This window comes from Candidatus Cloacimonadota bacterium (genome assembly GCA_021734245.1).
Lineage (GTDB): Bacteria > Cloacimonadota > Cloacimonadia > Cloacimonadales > TCS61 > B137-G9.
Window position 1 is genome coordinate 17,056 of the sequence record JAIPJH010000021.1, and the last position, 17,762, is coordinate 34,817.

Sequence of the window (17,762 nt, forward strand, 5' to 3'; positions counted from 1 at the left end):
ATCCCGAGAGTTTAGCGAAAGAAAACCATATACTTGCTAACGAAATGATAATTTCCATCAATGGGAATTCCATTAACGACTTTTTAGACCTGCAATATCATAGTGCTGATGAAATATTGCACATTGAAATAGAAGCGAAGAATGGTGAAAAAAGGTTGATTGAAATCCATCAGGACTGGCAAAAACCATTGGGAATAGAACCCGCACCACATCGCTGCCGTAACTGTGCCAATAACTGCATTTTTTGTTTTATCGATCAGATGCGCCCTGATATTCGGAAATCTCTATATGTAAAAGATGATGATTTTCGTCTTTCGTTCGTTTATGGAAATTTCATTACTCTTACAAATCTTTCCAGTCAGGATTTTAATAAGATCATCGATCAGCGAATTTCACCTTTGTATATCTCGGTTCACACGACCAATCCAATCCTGCACAAAAAAATGATGCGTTACAAACATGATTTTAATATAAATAAGCAGTTAGAAATGCTATCTCAAAATGGTATCGAGCTGCATACTCAAATAGTTGTAGTTCCGGGTTGGAATGATGGATTTGAACTGGAAAATTCTCTCCAGGATCTTTCTTCAGAAAAAATCAATGCCCTCTCGATCGGAATAGTTCCTGTTGGCCTTACAAAATATCGAACATCTTTGACCAAAATAAACAAAATGACTGCCAAAGAAGCTAAATTAATTTTGAATCTATCATCCAAATTTCCACATACTTATTGTTCAGACGAAATTTTTCTTTTGGCAGATAAACCCATTCCCCAGGAAGAATATTACGATGACTATCCTCAATTGGAAAACGGCATTGGAATGCTAAGGTTGCTTCTGGAAAACTGGAAGTCAAATCGATCTGAATTTATCAATTTCATAAAGAGATCAAATAATAAATTTGTTTTCATAACTGGTGAGTTGGCTTTCAATACAATCGATAGAATCTCAAAAGATATCAATAATGAACTTCCAGAAAAAATTAGAACAAAGAAAATCATTAATAACTTCCTGGGAAATTCAGTTACAGTTACCGGTCTTCTGGCAGCAGAAGATATTGTTCAACAGATAGATCTACAAGCTGATGAAATTCTTGTAATTCCAGGTAATGTAATAAATAATGATCAACTTACAATTGATAATCTGCACATCTCGATAATCTGTAAAAATTTCAGAAGAAATTTAATTTTGATTCAGGAAGAATTCGAATATTGGAAAGTAATTGAATATAAGTAGTAGCTTTAAATTCTTGACAGATAAAATTTTCCATATTTGCAGGACACAGAAAATGATATAAGGAAATATTGATGAAAAAAAGGATTCTGGTTGTAGAAAACGAAATAATCATTGCAGAAGATATTAAAAAGACTCTCATAAAAAACAATTATGATGTAATCGATGTAATTGGAACTGGAAAACAAGCAATCTCAGAAATTCCAAAGCAGAAACCCGATATAATCCTGATGGATATTATGCTGGATGACAAAATCAGTGGAATCCAGGTGGCAGAAGATATAAAAAGCACAAATATTCCTGTTGTTTTCCTCACAGCCTATGCCGATGCAGAAAAGATCGAGAAAGTAAAACTGACTGAAACTTTCGGTTATCTGATAAAACCTTTCCGGGAAAGAGAATTGATAGCAACTATGGAAATGGCTTTATACAAAAATAAAATAGAAATGCAGCTTCGTAAAAGCTTGATGGATTATGAAAGGATTTTTGAAAACATTCAGGATGTCTATTTTGAAACAGATACAAAAGGCAGAATTCTGCAGATAAGTCCTTCAATTTTAGAAAATTCCAGCTATTCCATTGAAGATATTATCGGTGCTAACATCAAAGATTTTGTATATAATATCGATTATATCGATGCCTTTATATCCAAATTGACAAAAGAAAGATACGTAAAGGATTACACCTTAACTTTCAAAGATTTGGATGGAAGTAAAATCACGACTTTATGTTCAGCAAAATTCATTATCGACAAAAACCTGGATAAATGCAAGGTCGTTGGTTCCTTAAAGAATATAACGGAGAATATTCAAACTAAAGAATCGATCGCAGATAACATGAACAAGTATAAATCTCTTTTCGAAACTACGATGGATGCAGTTATATTATATGGCAAAGAAGGAATTGTAGATTGCAATCAACAGGCTTTGGAGTTATTGAGATTAGATAAAAAAGATTTTTTACTGAATACTCACCCCGAAGATTATTCACCAAAATATCAGCCAAACGGCACTTCATCAAAGAAATTAGCAGAAGAATATACGAAAGAAGTATTTGAAAAAGGCAATAAAGAATTCGAATGGACTTTTAAGAAAGCAGATAGAACAACTTTTAAGGCAAAAGTTTGGTTTTCTGTAATTAACATAAACGGAAAAAGGATAATTCAAAGCACAGTAAAAGATCTTAGCCAGATAGAATCTATGAAACGAAAACTTGAATTTCAGCAAAACGAAATTGAGAATAAGATCCAGGATTCTACATCCAAATTAAAAAATGAGATTAAAACTCTAAAAAAAATCAATCTTGATAAATCCAAAGAAATAGAAAAAATCAAAACAAATGAAGCATTCTACAATGCACTGTTTCAAAACAATCCTGTAGAAACTATAGTAGTAAATAAAAAAGGAGAGATCGTAAGATTCAATCTGGCAGTAAAAAATAATCGCAGTCGCCCACCAAAAATTGGAGATCGTATGTACATCGATTATGCTGCCAGGCACAAAACAGATATGTTTGGCAACTTGGTGGATTGCATCAGAAATGGAAAACAGAAAACATTTTCCGATCTTGCTTACAAAGATAAGATCTGGGATATTACGATAGCACCATATGAACATGGCGCTATCATTAGCTCCAGAAATGTAACTGCGCAAAAACAAGCCGAAGAACGCTTGATGAAATTGAATGATATATTTGCAAAACTGGGACGTGATGCTCAGTCAAATATAGATGTTATCATTAAAGAAGTTAGCCAGATCTTGAGCTCCACATGCAGTTTGCTTGTTCTAAAAAATCCCATCAAAAATGATTATTCGATCTTCTCTTCTCATAATTTACCACCAGATTTTAAATCTGACGAAGAACTATTGAGATTTAAGAATTTCCAGGAAAAAGAAAATATTTTGATAATTGAGGATATTGAAAATAGTGAATTCAGTGATATAATAAAATTCAGCGGAAGATATGGCTTGAATTCTCTTATGTGCTTTCCCGTTTACAATCAGCAGAAATATTTTGGCTCCATTTGCATATTAGATACTAAAATTAGAAATTATTCTGATATGGAACAACACGTTTTTTCTACTATGGCAAAATTAGTTTCCAACGAAATAGAAAGAATGCGGTTTTCCAATTCACTCAAGAAAATTTCCATGACCCAGAAATTAATGCTCAACACAGCTCGACAGATCAATTCCAGTTTGGATTTTAAAGAAGTTACACGCAAGATAACCATGGAAGCTATGGATCTTTTAAATGCTTATGGCTGTGCCGTTTATCTTTTGGATGATGACAATAAAACCTTAAAACCAATTGTGGTAATAGATCCTGAATTCGAAGAAGAAATAGCTAATACACCTATCGAGATAGATAACAGCTACACAGGAAAAGCTATTATAAATAAAAAAGTGATGATCTTTAACGATACAGCTCAAAAAGATAATGGCTTCCAGATTCCCGGCACTACAGAACTGGATAATGAAAGGATTCTGGCAGCTCCGCTGATTTCAGAAGAAAAAATCTATGGTGCTATTTGCCTCAATAAGATGGGAGCAAATTTCACTACAGAAAATGCAGAGATCATGGAGATTCTGGCAAATCATGCTACCACCGCTCTCAAGAATGCAGAAACATTTGAGAAATTGCAACACGAAATGCAGGAAAGATTGCAGGCAGAGCTGCAGAGAGATGAGAGTTTGAAAGAACTTAATTCATTGCAATCCAATGTGCCGGTTGGTATTTTCCGTTCTACTCCAGAAGGTAAATTGATATCAATAAATCATCCTTTTGTTAAGATGTTTGGCTACAAAAACGAAGAAGAGATCATAAATATAAATACGAAAGAATTTTATGCCGATCTGAATGACAGAAAGAAAGTTATCGATCAACTTAGATCTGAAGGTGTAGTTGATGATCTTGAACTACAGTTAAAAAGTAAAGACGGCGCTAAATTCTGGGCTCTTCTCAGTATAAAAGCCGTTTATGATGAAGATGATAACTGGGTTTTTCAGGATGGAATCATCAATGACATCACCAAACGAAAATCTGCCGAAGAAATCCTTTTGCGAACGCAAATGCGATTGACTACAGTACTGGAAAGTGTTCCCAATATTGTTCTTTTTGAAACAGCCGGAAAACAGGAATTTATTTCTGATAACGTTGAACATTTATTAGGATATAAAGCTAAAGAATTCCAGCAGGATCCTGATTTTTTCTTCAAATTAGTTCATGAAGATGATATTGAGTTCGTCGAGAAAAAATACGCTGAATGGAAAGACAATAAACGAAAAGGATTGTTAACTCTCTGGTGCCGAATCCGCAAAGCAGATGGTGAATATCTCTGGATAGAAGATCGCAGAGTAGAAACTGAAGATGGTTTCGGCAATAAATTTGAAAGCGGCGTGCGCATCGATACGACCAACCTGAAGAACGCTGAAGAAGAGCTGAAACTGAGTTATGAAAAACTTCAAAAGTTATTGGCGGAAACAGTAAATGGCCTTGTTTCTGCGGTGGAAATGCGCGATCCATACACAGCTGGTCATCAGCGCCGAGTTGCTCAACTTTCCACGGCAATCGCCGAGAAAATGAAACTTAGTAAACATGATATAGAAGGTTTAAATCTTGCATCGTTGGTTCACGATATTGGTAAAATAAATGTTCCGGCAGAAATTTTAAGCAAACCCGGCAGATTGACTGATACCGAATTCAACCTGATAAAAACGCATCCGCAAACCGGATATGATATTTTAAAATCAATCGATTTCCCGTGGCCCGTAGCAGAGATCGTTCTGCAGCATCAGGAACGTTACGACGGATCATCGTATCCGCAGGGATTGAAAGGTAATGAAATCAACATCATGGCAAGAATTATCTGCGTGGCAGACGTTGTGGAAGCGATGTCTTCCCACCGACCGTATCGTCCCTCTCTGGGCACAGAAATGGCTATCGGAGAAATCAAAAAGAATCGCGGGAAACTTTACGATCCCAAAGTGGTAGATGCCTGTTTAGAATTATTCGAAAAAGATAATTTTACGTTTTCGGATGAAGTATAACAAATAAAAAAAAGCCTTCCAGGAACTCGGAAGGCTTTTCAAAATATCTTCTATTTTTACCAGCGCCGATAGTAATTCATCGGATCGTGATATTGCTTGAATTCAACTGTTATGCTTGTGCTTTCAGATGGCTTCCAATTAAGCTGAAAATTCGGCATAACCTTGCTCTGATTATCGTCATTTCCTTCAAACTCGATGCCACTTTTGTAGGTTGCAGTTCCAAAATTTACGAAATTTAAGTCTACCTTCAAATTTAAATTTGGTTTGAATTTATACATTAGATGATTGGTATAAACAGATTCGTAAAAACTTTGATTATTGGAAGAATAACCACCCATGAATTTCACGGAATGACTCATTGAAAAATTATTCGGATTCAAAAAGGAAGGCGTCAACAAGCTTGGTTTGAAAGCATTCTCAATCACCTGAGAATTCAACATTACACTTATCAGCATAATCGTGAGTAAAATCAATAATCTTTTCATTGCTACCTCCTGCTTCTTCCCACTTCGTTAAACACAAATTTTATGTCAAACATCTTTTATAAAATTTAACTGTTTTCTCGATAAATTCAAGAAAATTATTTTATCAGGTTCATTTTTTTGGCAGAAACAACCTGATCTTTTACCAGAAGTCTGTACAGATAAACTCCGCTGGAAACAGATTTTTCATTGCTGTCGGTTCCATTCCAGACGGTTGAATATGTGCCATTTCCATCAAATTGTGCAGAGTCTAATGACTTCACCTTTTGACCTTTTGCATTATAGATTTCTATTTTTGCATATCGGGCATCCGAGCTTTGCAAACTGAACGAAATAGTTGTGTTGGGATTAAATGGATTTGGGTAATTCTGGTATAATTTTGCCATAGATGTTGGGATATTATTTTGCGGAGATGAAGTAATATCGTTCAAATCTAATTTATAAGAAGAGCAACCATAAGTTCCAATCGTGAGTGTGCGGCTGGGATTGTGTATATTAATATCGATTATCGGAACATTTGGTATTCCATCCGAAAGGCTCAACCACTCATCTCCCCCATTTTCTGTGTAGAAAATTCCGGCATCCGAGCCGACAAAAATTCGACCGTAAACTTCGGGATCGAGAGCAATGCAGTTTATAGGCAGTTCAGGGAGATTGGAAGAAATGTCTATCCAGTCCTGGCCTAAATTTGTAGATTTGAAAACATGCGGCAGCGGTTCATCCCAACGGAATCCGGAAACTGTTACATAGATCGTATTTTCATCAAAAGAATCTCCGGCAACTCGCGTTATCCAGCGATCCGGTAAACCGGCTGTTACATCTGTCCAGTTTTCTCCATTATCATTAGAAACATGAACATTGCCATCATCAGTTCCGGCAATTACCATGTTTGGAAAAGTTGGATTAATGTTGATAGTTGTAACTGTGTGATAACCTGTTCCATCATCTCCGTCTGTGATATCTCCGCTCATATCTTCCCAGTAATATCCACCGTTTTCGGTTTTCCAGACGCGATACGTTCCAAAATAAAGAATTTCAGGATCGATCGGATGCATTGCCAGAGGAGAAGACCAGTTCGTTCTGTCGTTGTCCATCTGGTTGGCAATAAAATTGAAATTATAACCGCCATTTGTAGATTTATGAAGTTGCCCGTATTGGTATTCGGCATAAATTATATTGGAATTTGTATGATCGACCCGACAGTAAAATCCATCTCCACCCAGAATTGCTTCCCAATCATCCAGAGCTCCGGTATTAGTTCGGATTGTATTATTGTCCTGTGTTCCACCGTAGATTCTCTCTGGAAGCTGATAATCAACATCGATAGCATAAAATTGAGTGAGAGGTAAATTGTTTATCTTCTCCCAATTATTACCATAATCATAACTTGTATAAAGTCCGCCGTCATTACCTTCCACGATCCTGCCAGTCACTTCATCGATAACCATGGCATGATGATCAACATGAATTTCCCAGGTATTGCCATAATCGGCAATTACCTGCCAGTTATCACCGCCGTTTTCGGTGCGGCAAAGAGCAACTCCCAAAGCATAAACTCTATTTTCATCGGCTGGGTCAACTCGAATTTGACCAAAATACCAGCCGAAACTGGAATTCATGTCGTCAATGTTTCCATCATTAGTTTGCGTCCAGCTGGCTCCGGCATCTATAGTTTTAAATATTCCCAGAAAGGAATATCCATAAACCGGTTGCTGATCGTAGAAAGCATACAAAACGTCAGGATTTGATTCGGCAATTGCCAGCCCGATCCTGCCGACATATTCATTATCGGGAAGTCCGTTTGTAAGTTCTTCCCAGCTGTCGCCACCGTCAGTAGTTTTATAAATTCCCGAAGAATATCCACCGGAACGTCGATAATTTCTGCCCCGCATTCTTTCCCACATGCTGGCATACAATATATTTGGATATGTAGGATGCTGCACCAGATCGATAGCAGCTGTGGAATCGGTTACAAACAATTTATTATCCCAGGTCAAGCCGCCATCATCGCTGCGATAAATTCCGCGTTCTGCGTTGGGACTGAACAAAGTTCCAGTAGCAGCTGCAAAAATACGCTGTGAATCATTGTAATCTACAATTATCCTGCCGATATAAGCTGAATTTTCCAATCCGCTATGCTCCCAGCTGTCTCCACCATCGGTAGATTTATAAACTCCATTTCCTACAAAACTCTGGCTGGAGGAATTCGCTTCTCCGGTTCCGGCATAAATGATGTTCTCATTATCAGGATCGATTGCAATATCTCCAATTGATATCACAGGTGCATCGGTAAAAACATTCTGCCAGTTTGCTCCTTCATTAGTTGTTTTGTAAATTCCGCCAGACGCAGCTCCAATGTACCAGGTAGAAGGACTGTTTGGGTGAATCTCGATATCAGTGATTCGTCCACCGATATTGGTGGGACCGGAAAGTTCCCAGGAATAATCACGAGAATTATCAGCCTTTCGATGCATTTCCATTGCATCATCCAAAGCATTCAAATATGATGTTTGCTTTATGGTATGATAGGGATATGAACGCTGATAACCTGACCATTCATTGGGCAAAGCTTTGGGTTCTTTCTTGATCTTTCCGCCAAAAGGTTTTTCTATAAACTCGGGATGTATTATTTTCTTTCTTGTCTGCTTATGTGGAATAAAAACGATCATTGAAATTAGAATGATCACTACTAGAATTGCAAAGAAATTTTTACTCATTTCTGCTCCTTATATTTTCATAATATTTTGAATATCTTGCTTTTTCATTTTTTTTATCAGAGGCCAGAGGTTGTTCAGTTTCTGGTTCAATTCTGCGATTGTGCCATTATTCTCGATATTGATGTCAGCTAATTTTTGTTTATCATAGCTGTTCATTTGTGCCTGAATTCTCTGTAAACCTTCATTTGTCGACAGCTTATCCCTTTTTTCTATCCTTTCCACCTGATTACACTCTTCTGAAAAAATATTCATACTAAGATCAAATGCATTTTGCAGACCACTTTCAAATAATAGTGGAATTTCGAACACCAAATAATCACTGTCTGAAAATAAAATAATCTCGTGAATCTTCCTTAAAACTTCCGGGTGAATTACTCTATTTAATTTTGCAAGTTTCTGAGGATTATTGAATACCAGTTTTCCCAGTTTTTTTCTATCAATTTTACCATTACTCAGAATCTCATCTCCGAAATTATCGGTCAATTTTTGAATTACATCATTTTCCTGCAAAACTTCATGGGCCAGTTTATCTGAGTAATAAACTTTAATGTTTTTATTTTCAAACCATTTACAAACAGCAGATTTACCGCAGGCAATGCCGCCTGTTACAGCTATCAGGAAAGGGCGGGAGGAGTTCATATTATTTTTTCCCTAATTCTCCCCCTACTAAGGGGGATTCAAGGGGGTTACTTAAAATTTCATTTTCTCGGTTTCGAATTTCTTTTACTAATTTATCTCGAGTTTTTTCTAAATCTTCTTCGATTTCACTATTTTTGATTGTTATAATTTTTATTTTCAATTGTTTAATTCGCTCAGTTCTTGAATTGTCGTAGGTAAGCTTATAATCATGTATTTCACCTTCAATTTCTATTACTAATAGTAATTTTGCACTATAAAAATCTACGATATAATTGAGAATTGGCTTCTGCCTTGTGAACTTATAACCACACAATTGCTTATCTCGTAACAAATAATTCCAGATTTTTCTTTCATAATAAGTTAAATTGTTACGTAGTTTCCTAGCTATTGGCAGCAATTCTGAATCATATGGAATTTTCATAGTTACCAATTATGAAGTTTATTATTTTTACCACCTCATTCTTGCTTATCTTGAACTGCACCCGCTGCAAAGGAACGAAAGTGGGAAGCTGTAATTTTAAATTCAATTTTACCTCTAAAAATGGGAGATGTTCTGTATTTGTTTTTTTGGAATTTTAGGCAGTAAATAAAGGTTATTTTGTTTTTTAAACCCTCAGTCCTCCTATTGTCGGACAGCTCCCTTGGTAGGGAGCAAAAGTGGAATATTTTCATTATGATTATCTCGTCTCATCTTTTATACGTTGGGAGAGTTCATCGATGGTAAGATCAGTGATGAGTTCACCATTTTTGGCAACTGAGATGCGTCCTGTTTCTTCGGAAACTACGATTGAAAAGGCATCTGTATTTTCCGTGATTCCAACTGCAGCTAAATGACGCGTTCCAAATTTCTGGGCATATTCAATATTTTCGGAAAGCGGCAAGACGACTTTCACAGCTTGAATTCGATCTCCTCGAATGATTGCAGCTCCATCGTGTAAAATGGTTTTATTGTTAAAGATCGTTAGTAGAAGTTTAACCGAAATCTGAGCATCAATGAGTTCTCCAGATTCAATATAATCATTCAATTTACGGTTATTTTCAAAAACGATCAAAGCACCTATCTTACGAAAAGACATAATTGAAACTGCATTCAGAAGTGGAGAATAAACCGATTTCTTGGCACTGGAAAAAAGTGAACGAAGGTCATGACTTTGGGCAAGTCGCGTGAATAGTGAACGAATTTCCTGTTGAAAAATTATGATGAAAACAATCACCCAATATTCTTTTAAGATCTGCAACAATGAAGTAACCATATTCAATTCCAGGAAAGTTGCAGCAAAGTAGATCACCACTGCTGTAATGATGCCGATAAGAACTTGATAACCACCAACTTTTCGCAGTAAAATGATGAAACGATAAAGAATAAAAGCAATGATCAAAATATCTAAAATATCACTTAAACTGGGAATTAAAATTTCCATTAATTTCTCCTTGTTTCCTGCCAAACCTGCACGAATCGTTTATGCTCTTTCACATCGTGAACGCGAATAAAATTTATTCCTGCTTCCAAAGCCAGAGCGGTCGTAGCCAGGCTGCCTTCCAATCTTTCGGCAGGAATGCTGTCATAAATTCTGCCAATAAAACTTTTTCGGGAAGCTCCCATAAGAACCGGAACTCCAAAGCATCTGAATTCTGCCAGTTTCTTCAAAATTGTCAGATTATCTTCCTGCCTTTTTCCAAAACCGATTCCAGGATCGATGATCAATCGAGATTCGTCAACATTATGATTTTTACAAAATCCAATTCTTTCCTCAAAGAAATCCAAAATTTCCTCGATCACTTCATCATAAAACGGATCTTTCTGCATAGTTTCAGGAGTTCCCAACATGTGCATCAAGATTACTGGAACTTCGGGATTTTCCTTCAAAATATCTATCATCTCTTCATCAAATCGAAGGGCACTGATATCGTTGATCATATCTGCTCCGGCCATTAAAGCTTGCTTTGCCACGATAGATTTATAGGAATCAATCGAAATTGGAATATCAGATTTTTTTCTGATCTTTTCGATTACCGGAATCACCCGATCTAACTCTTTTTGAACATTAACTTTTTCTGCTCCCGGTCGCGTAGATTCTCCACCAATATCGATTATATCCGCTCCATCTTTTTCCATTTGGAAGGCATGTTCGACTGCTTTATCTACATCATAAAATTCACTTCCGTCAGAAAAGCTGTCGGGAGTTACATTTAAAATTCCCATAATATTCAGGTTGGAAAGATCAATCTCGCCATGCTTCAAGCTGATTTTGTTATTTTCGGATTTCAACTTTGAATTCAACATTTTCTGCAGATCACTTTTGATGTTCGGAAGACCAAAAATTTCCTGATAATCCAGTTTTCTGATCAATTTTTTAATTTTATCAGCATTTCCCAATAAAATTACATCACTGCATTTCTCGATGCCGTTCACCACACCACGTGCTACAGCTGCATCTCCTCCGATCGAAAGCATTTCCTGCTTTAAAATGTTCGCTGCTCCAATATGAATATTCGTCAATTTGATGCTCATTACCAAACATTTTGGTGCCATTACTTCTACACCTTGCGATGAAACTTTTATCTTGTGCAATTCACGCCTGGCATCATCCAAATTATTGATCGTTAAAATTCTATTCATCTCTTTCCTTACAACTTTTTTCCGATTCAAAGATGAGTGTTTTTCATGTCAATTTTTCTTTTGATTTTAACAGCAGAGCGAATAAGCCACGAAGTAAAAGCCGCTAAGAAAATATCATAATCAGCGTCATTCTGAAGAGTCCTACGAAGGTTGTTCTTGCGTCTTGGTAAAACTACGCCGGCACAAGTTGGAAGAATCTCTTTGCTGGTACGAGAAGAAAAGCTGTGAGAACTTTCACGAGATACTTCGTAAGCAAAGCTATGAGTAACCTCAGCATGACGGCTTTTTTCGTCATTCTGACGTAGCTTGCACGCTGCTCTTGGGAAGAATCTCACTTAACCGCAGATTAACTCTGATGAAAAATACCGAAAAACAAAAACATTTTTTGGATTCATTAAATCTATGTTTGTAGAGTTTTGATTTGACATAAAAACAAAAAAGGCAATTATTTGCGATATAAAAAATATACACGTAAATTTATTAAGGAGGAGAAAATGGCTCAAACTGACTTAACTTATCTTGAATCTGATTTACGAAGTATTATAGAAAGTATTATGAAACTTGGTGCTAATAATAATAATTATGATTTATTAGAAATTATAATTTCTGATATTGACGTACTAAATTCAACTTTAACTGATCAAAACACAAAATCAGATTTTGATTATTTACTTGAAGACATTTCTTTTGACCATCTAGAAAAAATTATAAAGAAAATAAAACATACAAATTTAAAAAAAACCGATAATGATTTCAATAATAATTTGCTAGATGCTTTTAAAATAGTTTATTTGTTAATTGGAAAAATATTTTTTTCAGAATCAAAATAAAATTATGTTTTCTCATTATAATTTTTTCATGCTGATTTGGCTTCAAAGAGTTAACAATGACTAATCATAAACGACCTTTAATACAATACGACATTAAATATTATAAATATCCTACAAGCATCTGTAGAGGTTATTATGCTAAATATCCGATTGAAAACGGATTACAATATTATCAGATTGAACAACGAAAAGCATGGTTACACCACATTGAGGATTTATCAAAAACAAAATTCCACAAAATTTTAGTAGAATTATTCGATATAAATTCATATTTTAAAGTTTTAAATAAAGATATTGATGAACATGGAATCTTTATAGAAGGTTTTTTTCTAAAAAGAATACATCTCGATGTTTTTACAAAGTATTTTAATACTGATATTGAATTTGACGAATTTCATAACCTTTTGAATGAAGCTTGGGGTTATTATGTCCACATAAAAAAAAATGCAGACATGATTAGAATAATAAAAGATCATGTTTATGAACAAAATTATTTAATGATGATTAACAAAGTCAATTATTTAAACAGAATTATTAAATGGTACAATAAATATAAACATGAAAGAATTTGCAAGTTTAGCGGAAAATCTTTTCGAATAATAGATTACCCAAATTGGTTATATCTAGGTGCAAATGGATTCAAGAACTGTTGCTTTTTTGGTGATGTATTGGAATCACCAACCAAAAAAGAACTCGAGAAATTGATACCCAAATTTGTTAAGTTGTGTGGTTTTATACCACCTACAGATTTTAATATTTTAGATTATAAATTCACATCAAGAATTCCAAATAATAATTTAAATGATGTATTTGAATTGTATTTAAAAATGGGTGGTTTAGATCACATAAAACAGCACTACGATACATGGTTTTCTGCAATGGTTTTAACTGGCGCAACTCCAAATTTTGTAAATGTAGGAAAGAGGGGGATAAGATGTGTTTCAGAGGATGGACATGAATGTAAATCCCTTGAAGAAAAGCAAATAGATGATTGGTTATATAGAAATGACATTATTCATGAAAAAGAACCATTTTACCCAATTGATAATGATTTTAATCCAAGAAGAAAAAAAAGAGCAGATTGGATAGTCAATAACACTTATATAGAATATTTAGGTTTAATAGGAAATAAAAAATATGATAAAAAAACTGAAGAAAAAATTTCTTTAGCAAGGAAATTAAATTTTCAGTTAATCTTATTATCTCCCAATGATTTAGAAAATTTACAAAGTAAACTAAAGTCTTGTATGAAAAATAAAATAAAATCTGATAATTTCTGCGAGTTAACAATTTGTGATCAAACTATAATTAGAAATCCGTCAAATCAACAATTAGAAAGAGAAATTAAAAATTTAAGATCTAGAACTAGTGATTATGCGATATTATCATTTAAGGATTTTGATTTTATACAAACTTTAAGAGATCCAATCCAAGGTTTTATTCTTGAATTTCAAGATGGTAGCTATTTAAAACATTATCAAGCAAAAAATAAAAACATTTCTCTTAAAGAAGTTGTAAATTCTTTCATTTCTTTTCGTGACAAGGATGATTCTTGGAAAAAAAAATTCGATTTTGAGAGAATTGATGTTTAATAAAATATTTCCAAAATTTCAGAATCATGAAATCTAACACATACGATAAATTCTTAGGCTTCACCGCATTTGGTGAAAGTCATAGTCCTGCAATTGGACTGGTAATTGAAGATGTGAAACCAGGAATCGAGTTTCCGCAAAAAGTAATCCAGAAAGCTCTGGATGAACGTAAACCGGGAAAAGGCAAATTCCTTACAACCCGCCAGGAAGCAGATAAAATCGAAATTCTATCTGGAGTATTGAATGGAATAACAACAGGTATGCCAATCTGCCTGGTGGTTTACAACAAAAATGCAAAACCAGAAGATTATGAGCATTTAAAAAATGTTTTTCGCCCCGGTCATGCTGATTATTCACTTTTCCAGAAATTCAAAATTTACGATTATCGAGGTGGTGGAAGAGCTTCCGGCAGAGAAACTATTTCTCGAGTTGCCGCTGCTGGAATGGTTAATGACATTTTAAAGGATATTCAGATAAATATATATCCTGTTCAAATTGGTAAAATTACTGCTTCAAAAATCGGAAAAAATCAAAATGAATTACTTTGGCCAGATTCAGACTCTTTCGAAAAACTTCAATTATATTTAGAAGAAATAAGGAAATCCGGAAATTCTACAGGAGGTATCGTCGAAGTAAAGATTCAGAATTTACCCTCAGGTCTGGGAGATCCGGTTTTTGAAAAGCTGGATGCCAACCTGGCAAAAGCCATTTTATCTATTGGAGGAGTTAAAGGCATCGAATTTGGTGATGGATTTGAACTGGCAAAACTGACTGGAAGTGAAGCAAACGATCAATTGGAGGAAAGCGGATTTCTATCCAATCATTCCGGTGGAATTCTGGGTGGCATCTCTACTGGACAAACCTTGAAACTCCGATTCGTTGTAAAACCGACTTCTTCCATAAATATTGAGCAGAAGACGATTACTCACGATGGCAAAAACACTAAAATCACAGTTGGTGGCAGACACGATGTCTGCATCATTCCTCGCTTAATTCCGGTAGCAAAAGCAATGATTAAACTTGTTTTAGCAGATGCGATCAGTTATCAGAAATTAGTAAAAAATGAAAAACAGGATTTATCGGATTACCGTGAAGCAATCGACAAGATCGATGAAGATATTCTGATCGCTATAAAACGAAGAATGGAGATCAGTAAATTGATCGGAAAATTCAAAAAATATAGTCAATTGAAAATTGAAAATCTTCAGCGTGAAAAAGAGCTACTGAGATCACTACAGGAAAAAGCTGGTAAGTTGGGTATTTCTGAAGATTTGATTGAGTCTATATGGAAAAATATAATTGCAGAAAGCAAAAATATGCAGGATACAATTTACACAGTCAGGAGTGACTGTGATACAAGTAAAAAATGCTGATTCTATCCATTCCTTTTTTTAGCTCAGAATTTGTAACAAAACATTCACAAAACCGTAAATTTCCGTGGAAAGAATATCGCCTTGATTTCAATGAACATTTGAACGATTTCCCACAGGAAATACTCGATGAAACAAGTATCGTTACGATCCGAGATATTTCTGAAGGTGGAAAAAATGATTTTCCTTTAAAAGACAAAGTTGAATTTTACAAAAAAGCAATTCAGCAATCAAACTGCCTGGTAGATTTTGAAGTACAGCAATATGAAAAAAAACTAATCAATCCAGAAAATCTCATTCTTTCCTATCACGATTTTACTAATGATTTCGATTTTGAAAAACTGAAAAAAGTCATTGATAGCATGAATAATTCTGATGCGCGGTTTATCAAAATTGCTGTTGGTGTGGATTCATACACCAGCTTGATAAGAATTTACAATCTGATAGCGAAATGCAAGAAACCTGTTATCTTTGCCGGCTTGGGAAACAGGGGAAAAATCAGCCGGCTTCTGCACAAACATCTGGGAGCAAAAGGTACATTTATTGGTTTGGAAAACAATCAAACAGCTTTGGGACAGATACTTGATTCTGATGTTGATCTTTATAATTTGCATAAGATTACACCTAACTCCAAAATCGGTGGAATTATTGGTGGAAAGCAAATCGAACATTCTTTGGGATTGAAATTTTATAACGACTATTTTCAAAAGAATAAATTGGATGCTTATTATTTCCCATTTGAAACAGATGGAATAAATGATTTTCTCAGATGGCTCGAAAATTGTCGTTTTTTTAATAAATTTTTTGGTTTTTCTGTTACGATGCCTTTCAAAAAAAGTATCATTCGCCAGCCAATAAACCTTTATATTCCAAATCGAGATTTTTACCTGAATACCGATCAGGAAGCTTTCTACAAAATTTTAGATATGGATTTTGTTACGATTGCTGATAAAGTTTTAATTTTTGGTTCGGGAGCGATGGCAAGAACAGCCCTTAATAGTTTGAACGGTTTCAGCAATATCTTTATTTCCGGCCGCAATGTTTCCGAAGGTCACATTTTAGCGGAAAAATTTAATTGTGATTTCCTGAAGATTGAAGAAGCAAAAAAGCTGTCATTTGATCTGCTGATCAACTGCGCTCCAATTGGGATGAAAGATGAAGACTTCAGCAAAGAAACTGGGATTAGTAAGTTCAGGAAAGTGATCGATCTTCCCTATCAAATTGAAGATACAAAATTAATAGAATTCTGTAAGAAAAAAGAAATTCCCTGCGTTGACGGAAAACAGTTTTGGAAGTGGCAGGCGGAAAGACAACTGCAAGAATTTGCGAAAGAAATAAAAAATCAATAACAGACTTATTTTGTCATCCTGAGTAGGAATGAAACGACGTATCGAAGGATATGGCATGATTAATCTTTCCGACAGCAATTTCAAGAATTTTCGAAAGAAGCTGACGGAAAGAATCGAGTTCAGTTCCGCGTGGACTTGAGGATTTTTGTATTATCGTTTTTTGCCCTGAACTCCAGTCATGCCTGAAGTCCAGTCCAAATGAATTGCCCCGTGATTTATCGCGGGGATTGAATTGAGTAAAAACGAAATGGGCTTTAGCCCAGTTGGAGGGTTAAAACCCGAATTATTCTATTTTTTTTCTTTCTCTCCACGAGTTGAAACTCGTGGCAATACTGAACCATTTAAAAAAAATAAGTCATCCTGAGTAGGAGTGAAACGACGTATCGAAGGATATGGCATGTTCAAGAAGAAAATATTTAGCAAACGACGCTGTCACTTAAAATCGAAGAATCGATTTACTCCAAATATTCTGCAGAATGACAGAAAAAATACGCCGTCATATTGAGGAACTCTCCCTGGCAAACGACGAAATATGAATCCGTCTATCCTTCCGCCTTCGCTAAGTTCCGCGTGGACTTGAGGATTTTTGTATTATCGTTTTTTGCCCTGAACTCCAGTCATGCCTGAAGTCCAGTCCAAATGAATTGCCCCGTGATTTATCGCGGGGATTGAATTGAGTAAAAAAAGAAATGAGCTTTAGCCCAATTGAGGGATTAAAACCCGAATTATTCTATTTTTTTTTTTCTCTCTCCACGAGTTGAAACTCGTGGCAACTCAGAAACTCGTGGTAATACTGAACCATTTAAAAAATAAGTCATCCTGAGTAGGAGTGAAACGACGTATCGAAGGATATGGCATGATTAATAATAAACTCTTGTGCAA

At 35.2% G+C, this 17,762-nt stretch carries 13 protein-coding genes; 6 read left to right on the forward strand and 7 right to left on the reverse strand.

Features of this window, described 5'->3' with window-relative positions:
- Positions 1-44 precede the first annotated feature (44 nt).
- Positions 45-1,235 carry a DUF512 domain-containing protein gene (locus tag K9N40_04990; GenBank protein MCF7813808.1) on the forward strand — a complete coding sequence of 397 codons (1,191 nt, stop codon included), beginning with the start codon at positions 45-47 and terminating at the stop codon, positions 1,233-1,235.
- 71 nt (positions 1,236-1,306) lie between these two features.
- Positions 1,307-5,281: a PAS domain S-box protein gene (locus tag K9N40_04995; GenBank protein ID MCF7813809.1), complete on the forward strand. Its 3,975-nt coding sequence runs from the start codon at positions 1,307-1,309 to the stop codon at positions 5,279-5,281.
- Positions 5,282-5,337: 56 nt separating this feature from the next.
- Here K9N40_04995 and K9N40_05000 read toward each other — a convergent pair whose 3' ends face one another.
- The 7 genes from K9N40_05000 to K9N40_05030 form a co-directional block, all read right to left on the reverse strand.
- Positions 5,338-5,766, reverse strand: coding sequence for a hypothetical protein (locus K9N40_05000; protein ID MCF7813810.1), 429 nt, complete (start codon positions 5,764-5,766; stop codon positions 5,338-5,340).
- Positions 5,767-5,861: 95 nt separating this feature from the next.
- Positions 5,862-8,480, reverse strand: a complete 2,619-nt coding sequence (locus K9N40_05005; protein ID MCF7813811.1) for a T9SS type A sorting domain-containing protein — start codon at positions 8,478-8,480, stop codon at positions 5,862-5,864.
- 9 nt (positions 8,481-8,489) lie between these two features.
- Positions 8,490-9,119, reverse strand: coding sequence for a dephospho-CoA kinase (gene coaE / locus K9N40_05010; protein ID MCF7813812.1), 630 nt, complete (start codon positions 9,117-9,119; stop codon positions 8,490-8,492).
- A gap of 1 nt (position 9,120) precedes the next feature.
- Positions 9,121-9,540, reverse strand: a complete 420-nt coding sequence (locus K9N40_05015) for a DUF559 domain-containing protein (GenBank protein ID MCF7813813.1) — start codon at positions 9,538-9,540, stop codon at positions 9,121-9,123.
- Between the two features lie 256 nt (positions 9,541-9,796).
- The gene (gene cdaA / locus K9N40_05020) at positions 9,797-10,540 is read right to left on the reverse strand and encodes a diadenylate cyclase CdaA (GenBank protein ID MCF7813814.1); all 744 of its coding nucleotides are present in this window, start codon (positions 10,538-10,540) and stop codon (positions 9,797-9,799) included.
- A complete protein-coding gene (gene folP, locus K9N40_05025) occupies positions 10,540-11,739 on the reverse strand; it encodes a dihydropteroate synthase (GenBank protein ID MCF7813815.1) in 1,200 nt (399 codons plus the stop codon). Before folP ends, cdaA begins: the two co-directional genes overlap by 1 nt.
- A 26-nt stretch (positions 11,740-11,765) precedes the next feature.
- The gene (locus tag K9N40_05030) at positions 11,766-12,074 is read right to left on the reverse strand and encodes a hypothetical protein (GenBank protein ID MCF7813816.1); all 309 of its coding nucleotides are present in this window, start codon (positions 12,072-12,074) and stop codon (positions 11,766-11,768) included.
- Positions 12,075-12,233: 159 nt separating this feature from the next.
- Here K9N40_05030 and K9N40_05035 point away from each other — a divergent pair, with 159 nt between their 5' ends.
- From K9N40_05035 to K9N40_05050, 4 genes are read left to right on the forward strand one after another with little or no spacing between them, the layout of a single operon-like run.
- Positions 12,234-12,569: a hypothetical protein gene (locus K9N40_05035; GenBank protein MCF7813817.1), complete on the forward strand. Its 336-nt coding sequence runs from the start codon at positions 12,234-12,236 to the stop codon at positions 12,567-12,569.
- A 56-nt stretch (positions 12,570-12,625) separates the two neighbouring features.
- Positions 12,626-14,161 (forward strand): hypothetical protein, encoded by a 1,536-nt coding sequence (locus tag K9N40_05040; GenBank protein MCF7813818.1) that lies wholly within the window; start codon positions 12,626-12,628, stop codon positions 14,159-14,161.
- Between the two features lie 26 nt (positions 14,162-14,187).
- Entirely contained in the window at positions 14,188-15,534 is a 1,347-nt protein-coding gene (gene aroC, locus K9N40_05045) for a chorismate synthase (GenBank protein ID MCF7813819.1), read from the forward strand.
- On the forward strand, positions 15,528-16,880 hold the full coding sequence (locus tag K9N40_05050) for a type I 3-dehydroquinate dehydratase (GenBank protein ID MCF7813820.1): 1,353 nt from the start codon (positions 15,528-15,530) through the stop codon (positions 16,878-16,880). The genes aroC and K9N40_05050 overlap by 7 nt, the downstream gene beginning before the upstream one ends.
- Positions 16,881-17,762 lie beyond the last annotated feature (882 nt).

Bases quoted from the DNA above. Each gene is read 5' to 3' on its own strand.
- K9N40_05035 (MCF7813817.1), top strand. From the start codon at position 12,234: ATGGCTCAAACTGACTTAACTTATCTTGAATCTGATTTACGAAGTATT.
- cdaA (MCF7813814.1), bottom strand. From the start codon at position 10,540: ATGGAAATTTTAATTCCCAGTTTAAGTGATATTTTAGATATTTTGATC.
- K9N40_05050 (MCF7813820.1), top strand. From the start codon at position 15,528: ATGCTGATTCTATCCATTCCTTTTTTTAGCTCAGAATTTGTAACAAAA.
- K9N40_05015 (MCF7813813.1), bottom strand. From the start codon at position 9,540: ATGAAAATTCCATATGATTCAGAATTGCTGCCAATAGCTAGGAAACTA.
- aroC (MCF7813819.1), top strand. From the start codon at position 14,188: ATGAAATCTAACACATACGATAAATTCTTAGGCTTCACCGCATTTGGT.
- K9N40_04995 (MCF7813809.1), top strand. From the start codon at position 1,307: ATGAAAAAAAGGATTCTGGTTGTAGAAAACGAAATAATCATTGCAGAA.
- K9N40_05040 (MCF7813818.1), top strand. From the start codon at position 12,626: ATGACTAATCATAAACGACCTTTAATACAATACGACATTAAATATTAT.
- K9N40_04990 (MCF7813808.1), top strand. From the start codon at position 45: ATGATAATTTCCATCAATGGGAATTCCATTAACGACTTTTTAGACCTG.
- K9N40_05000 (MCF7813810.1), bottom strand. From the start codon at position 5,766: ATGAAAAGATTATTGATTTTACTCACGATTATGCTGATAAGTGTAATG.
- coaE (MCF7813812.1), bottom strand. From the start codon at position 9,119: ATGAACTCCTCCCGCCCTTTCCTGATAGCTGTAACAGGCGGCATTGCC.
- K9N40_05005 (MCF7813811.1), bottom strand. From the start codon at position 8,480: ATGAGTAAAAATTTCTTTGCAATTCTAGTAGTGATCATTCTAATTTCA.
- folP (MCF7813815.1), bottom strand. From the start codon at position 11,739: ATGAATAGAATTTTAACGATCAATAATTTGGATGATGCCAGGCGTGAA.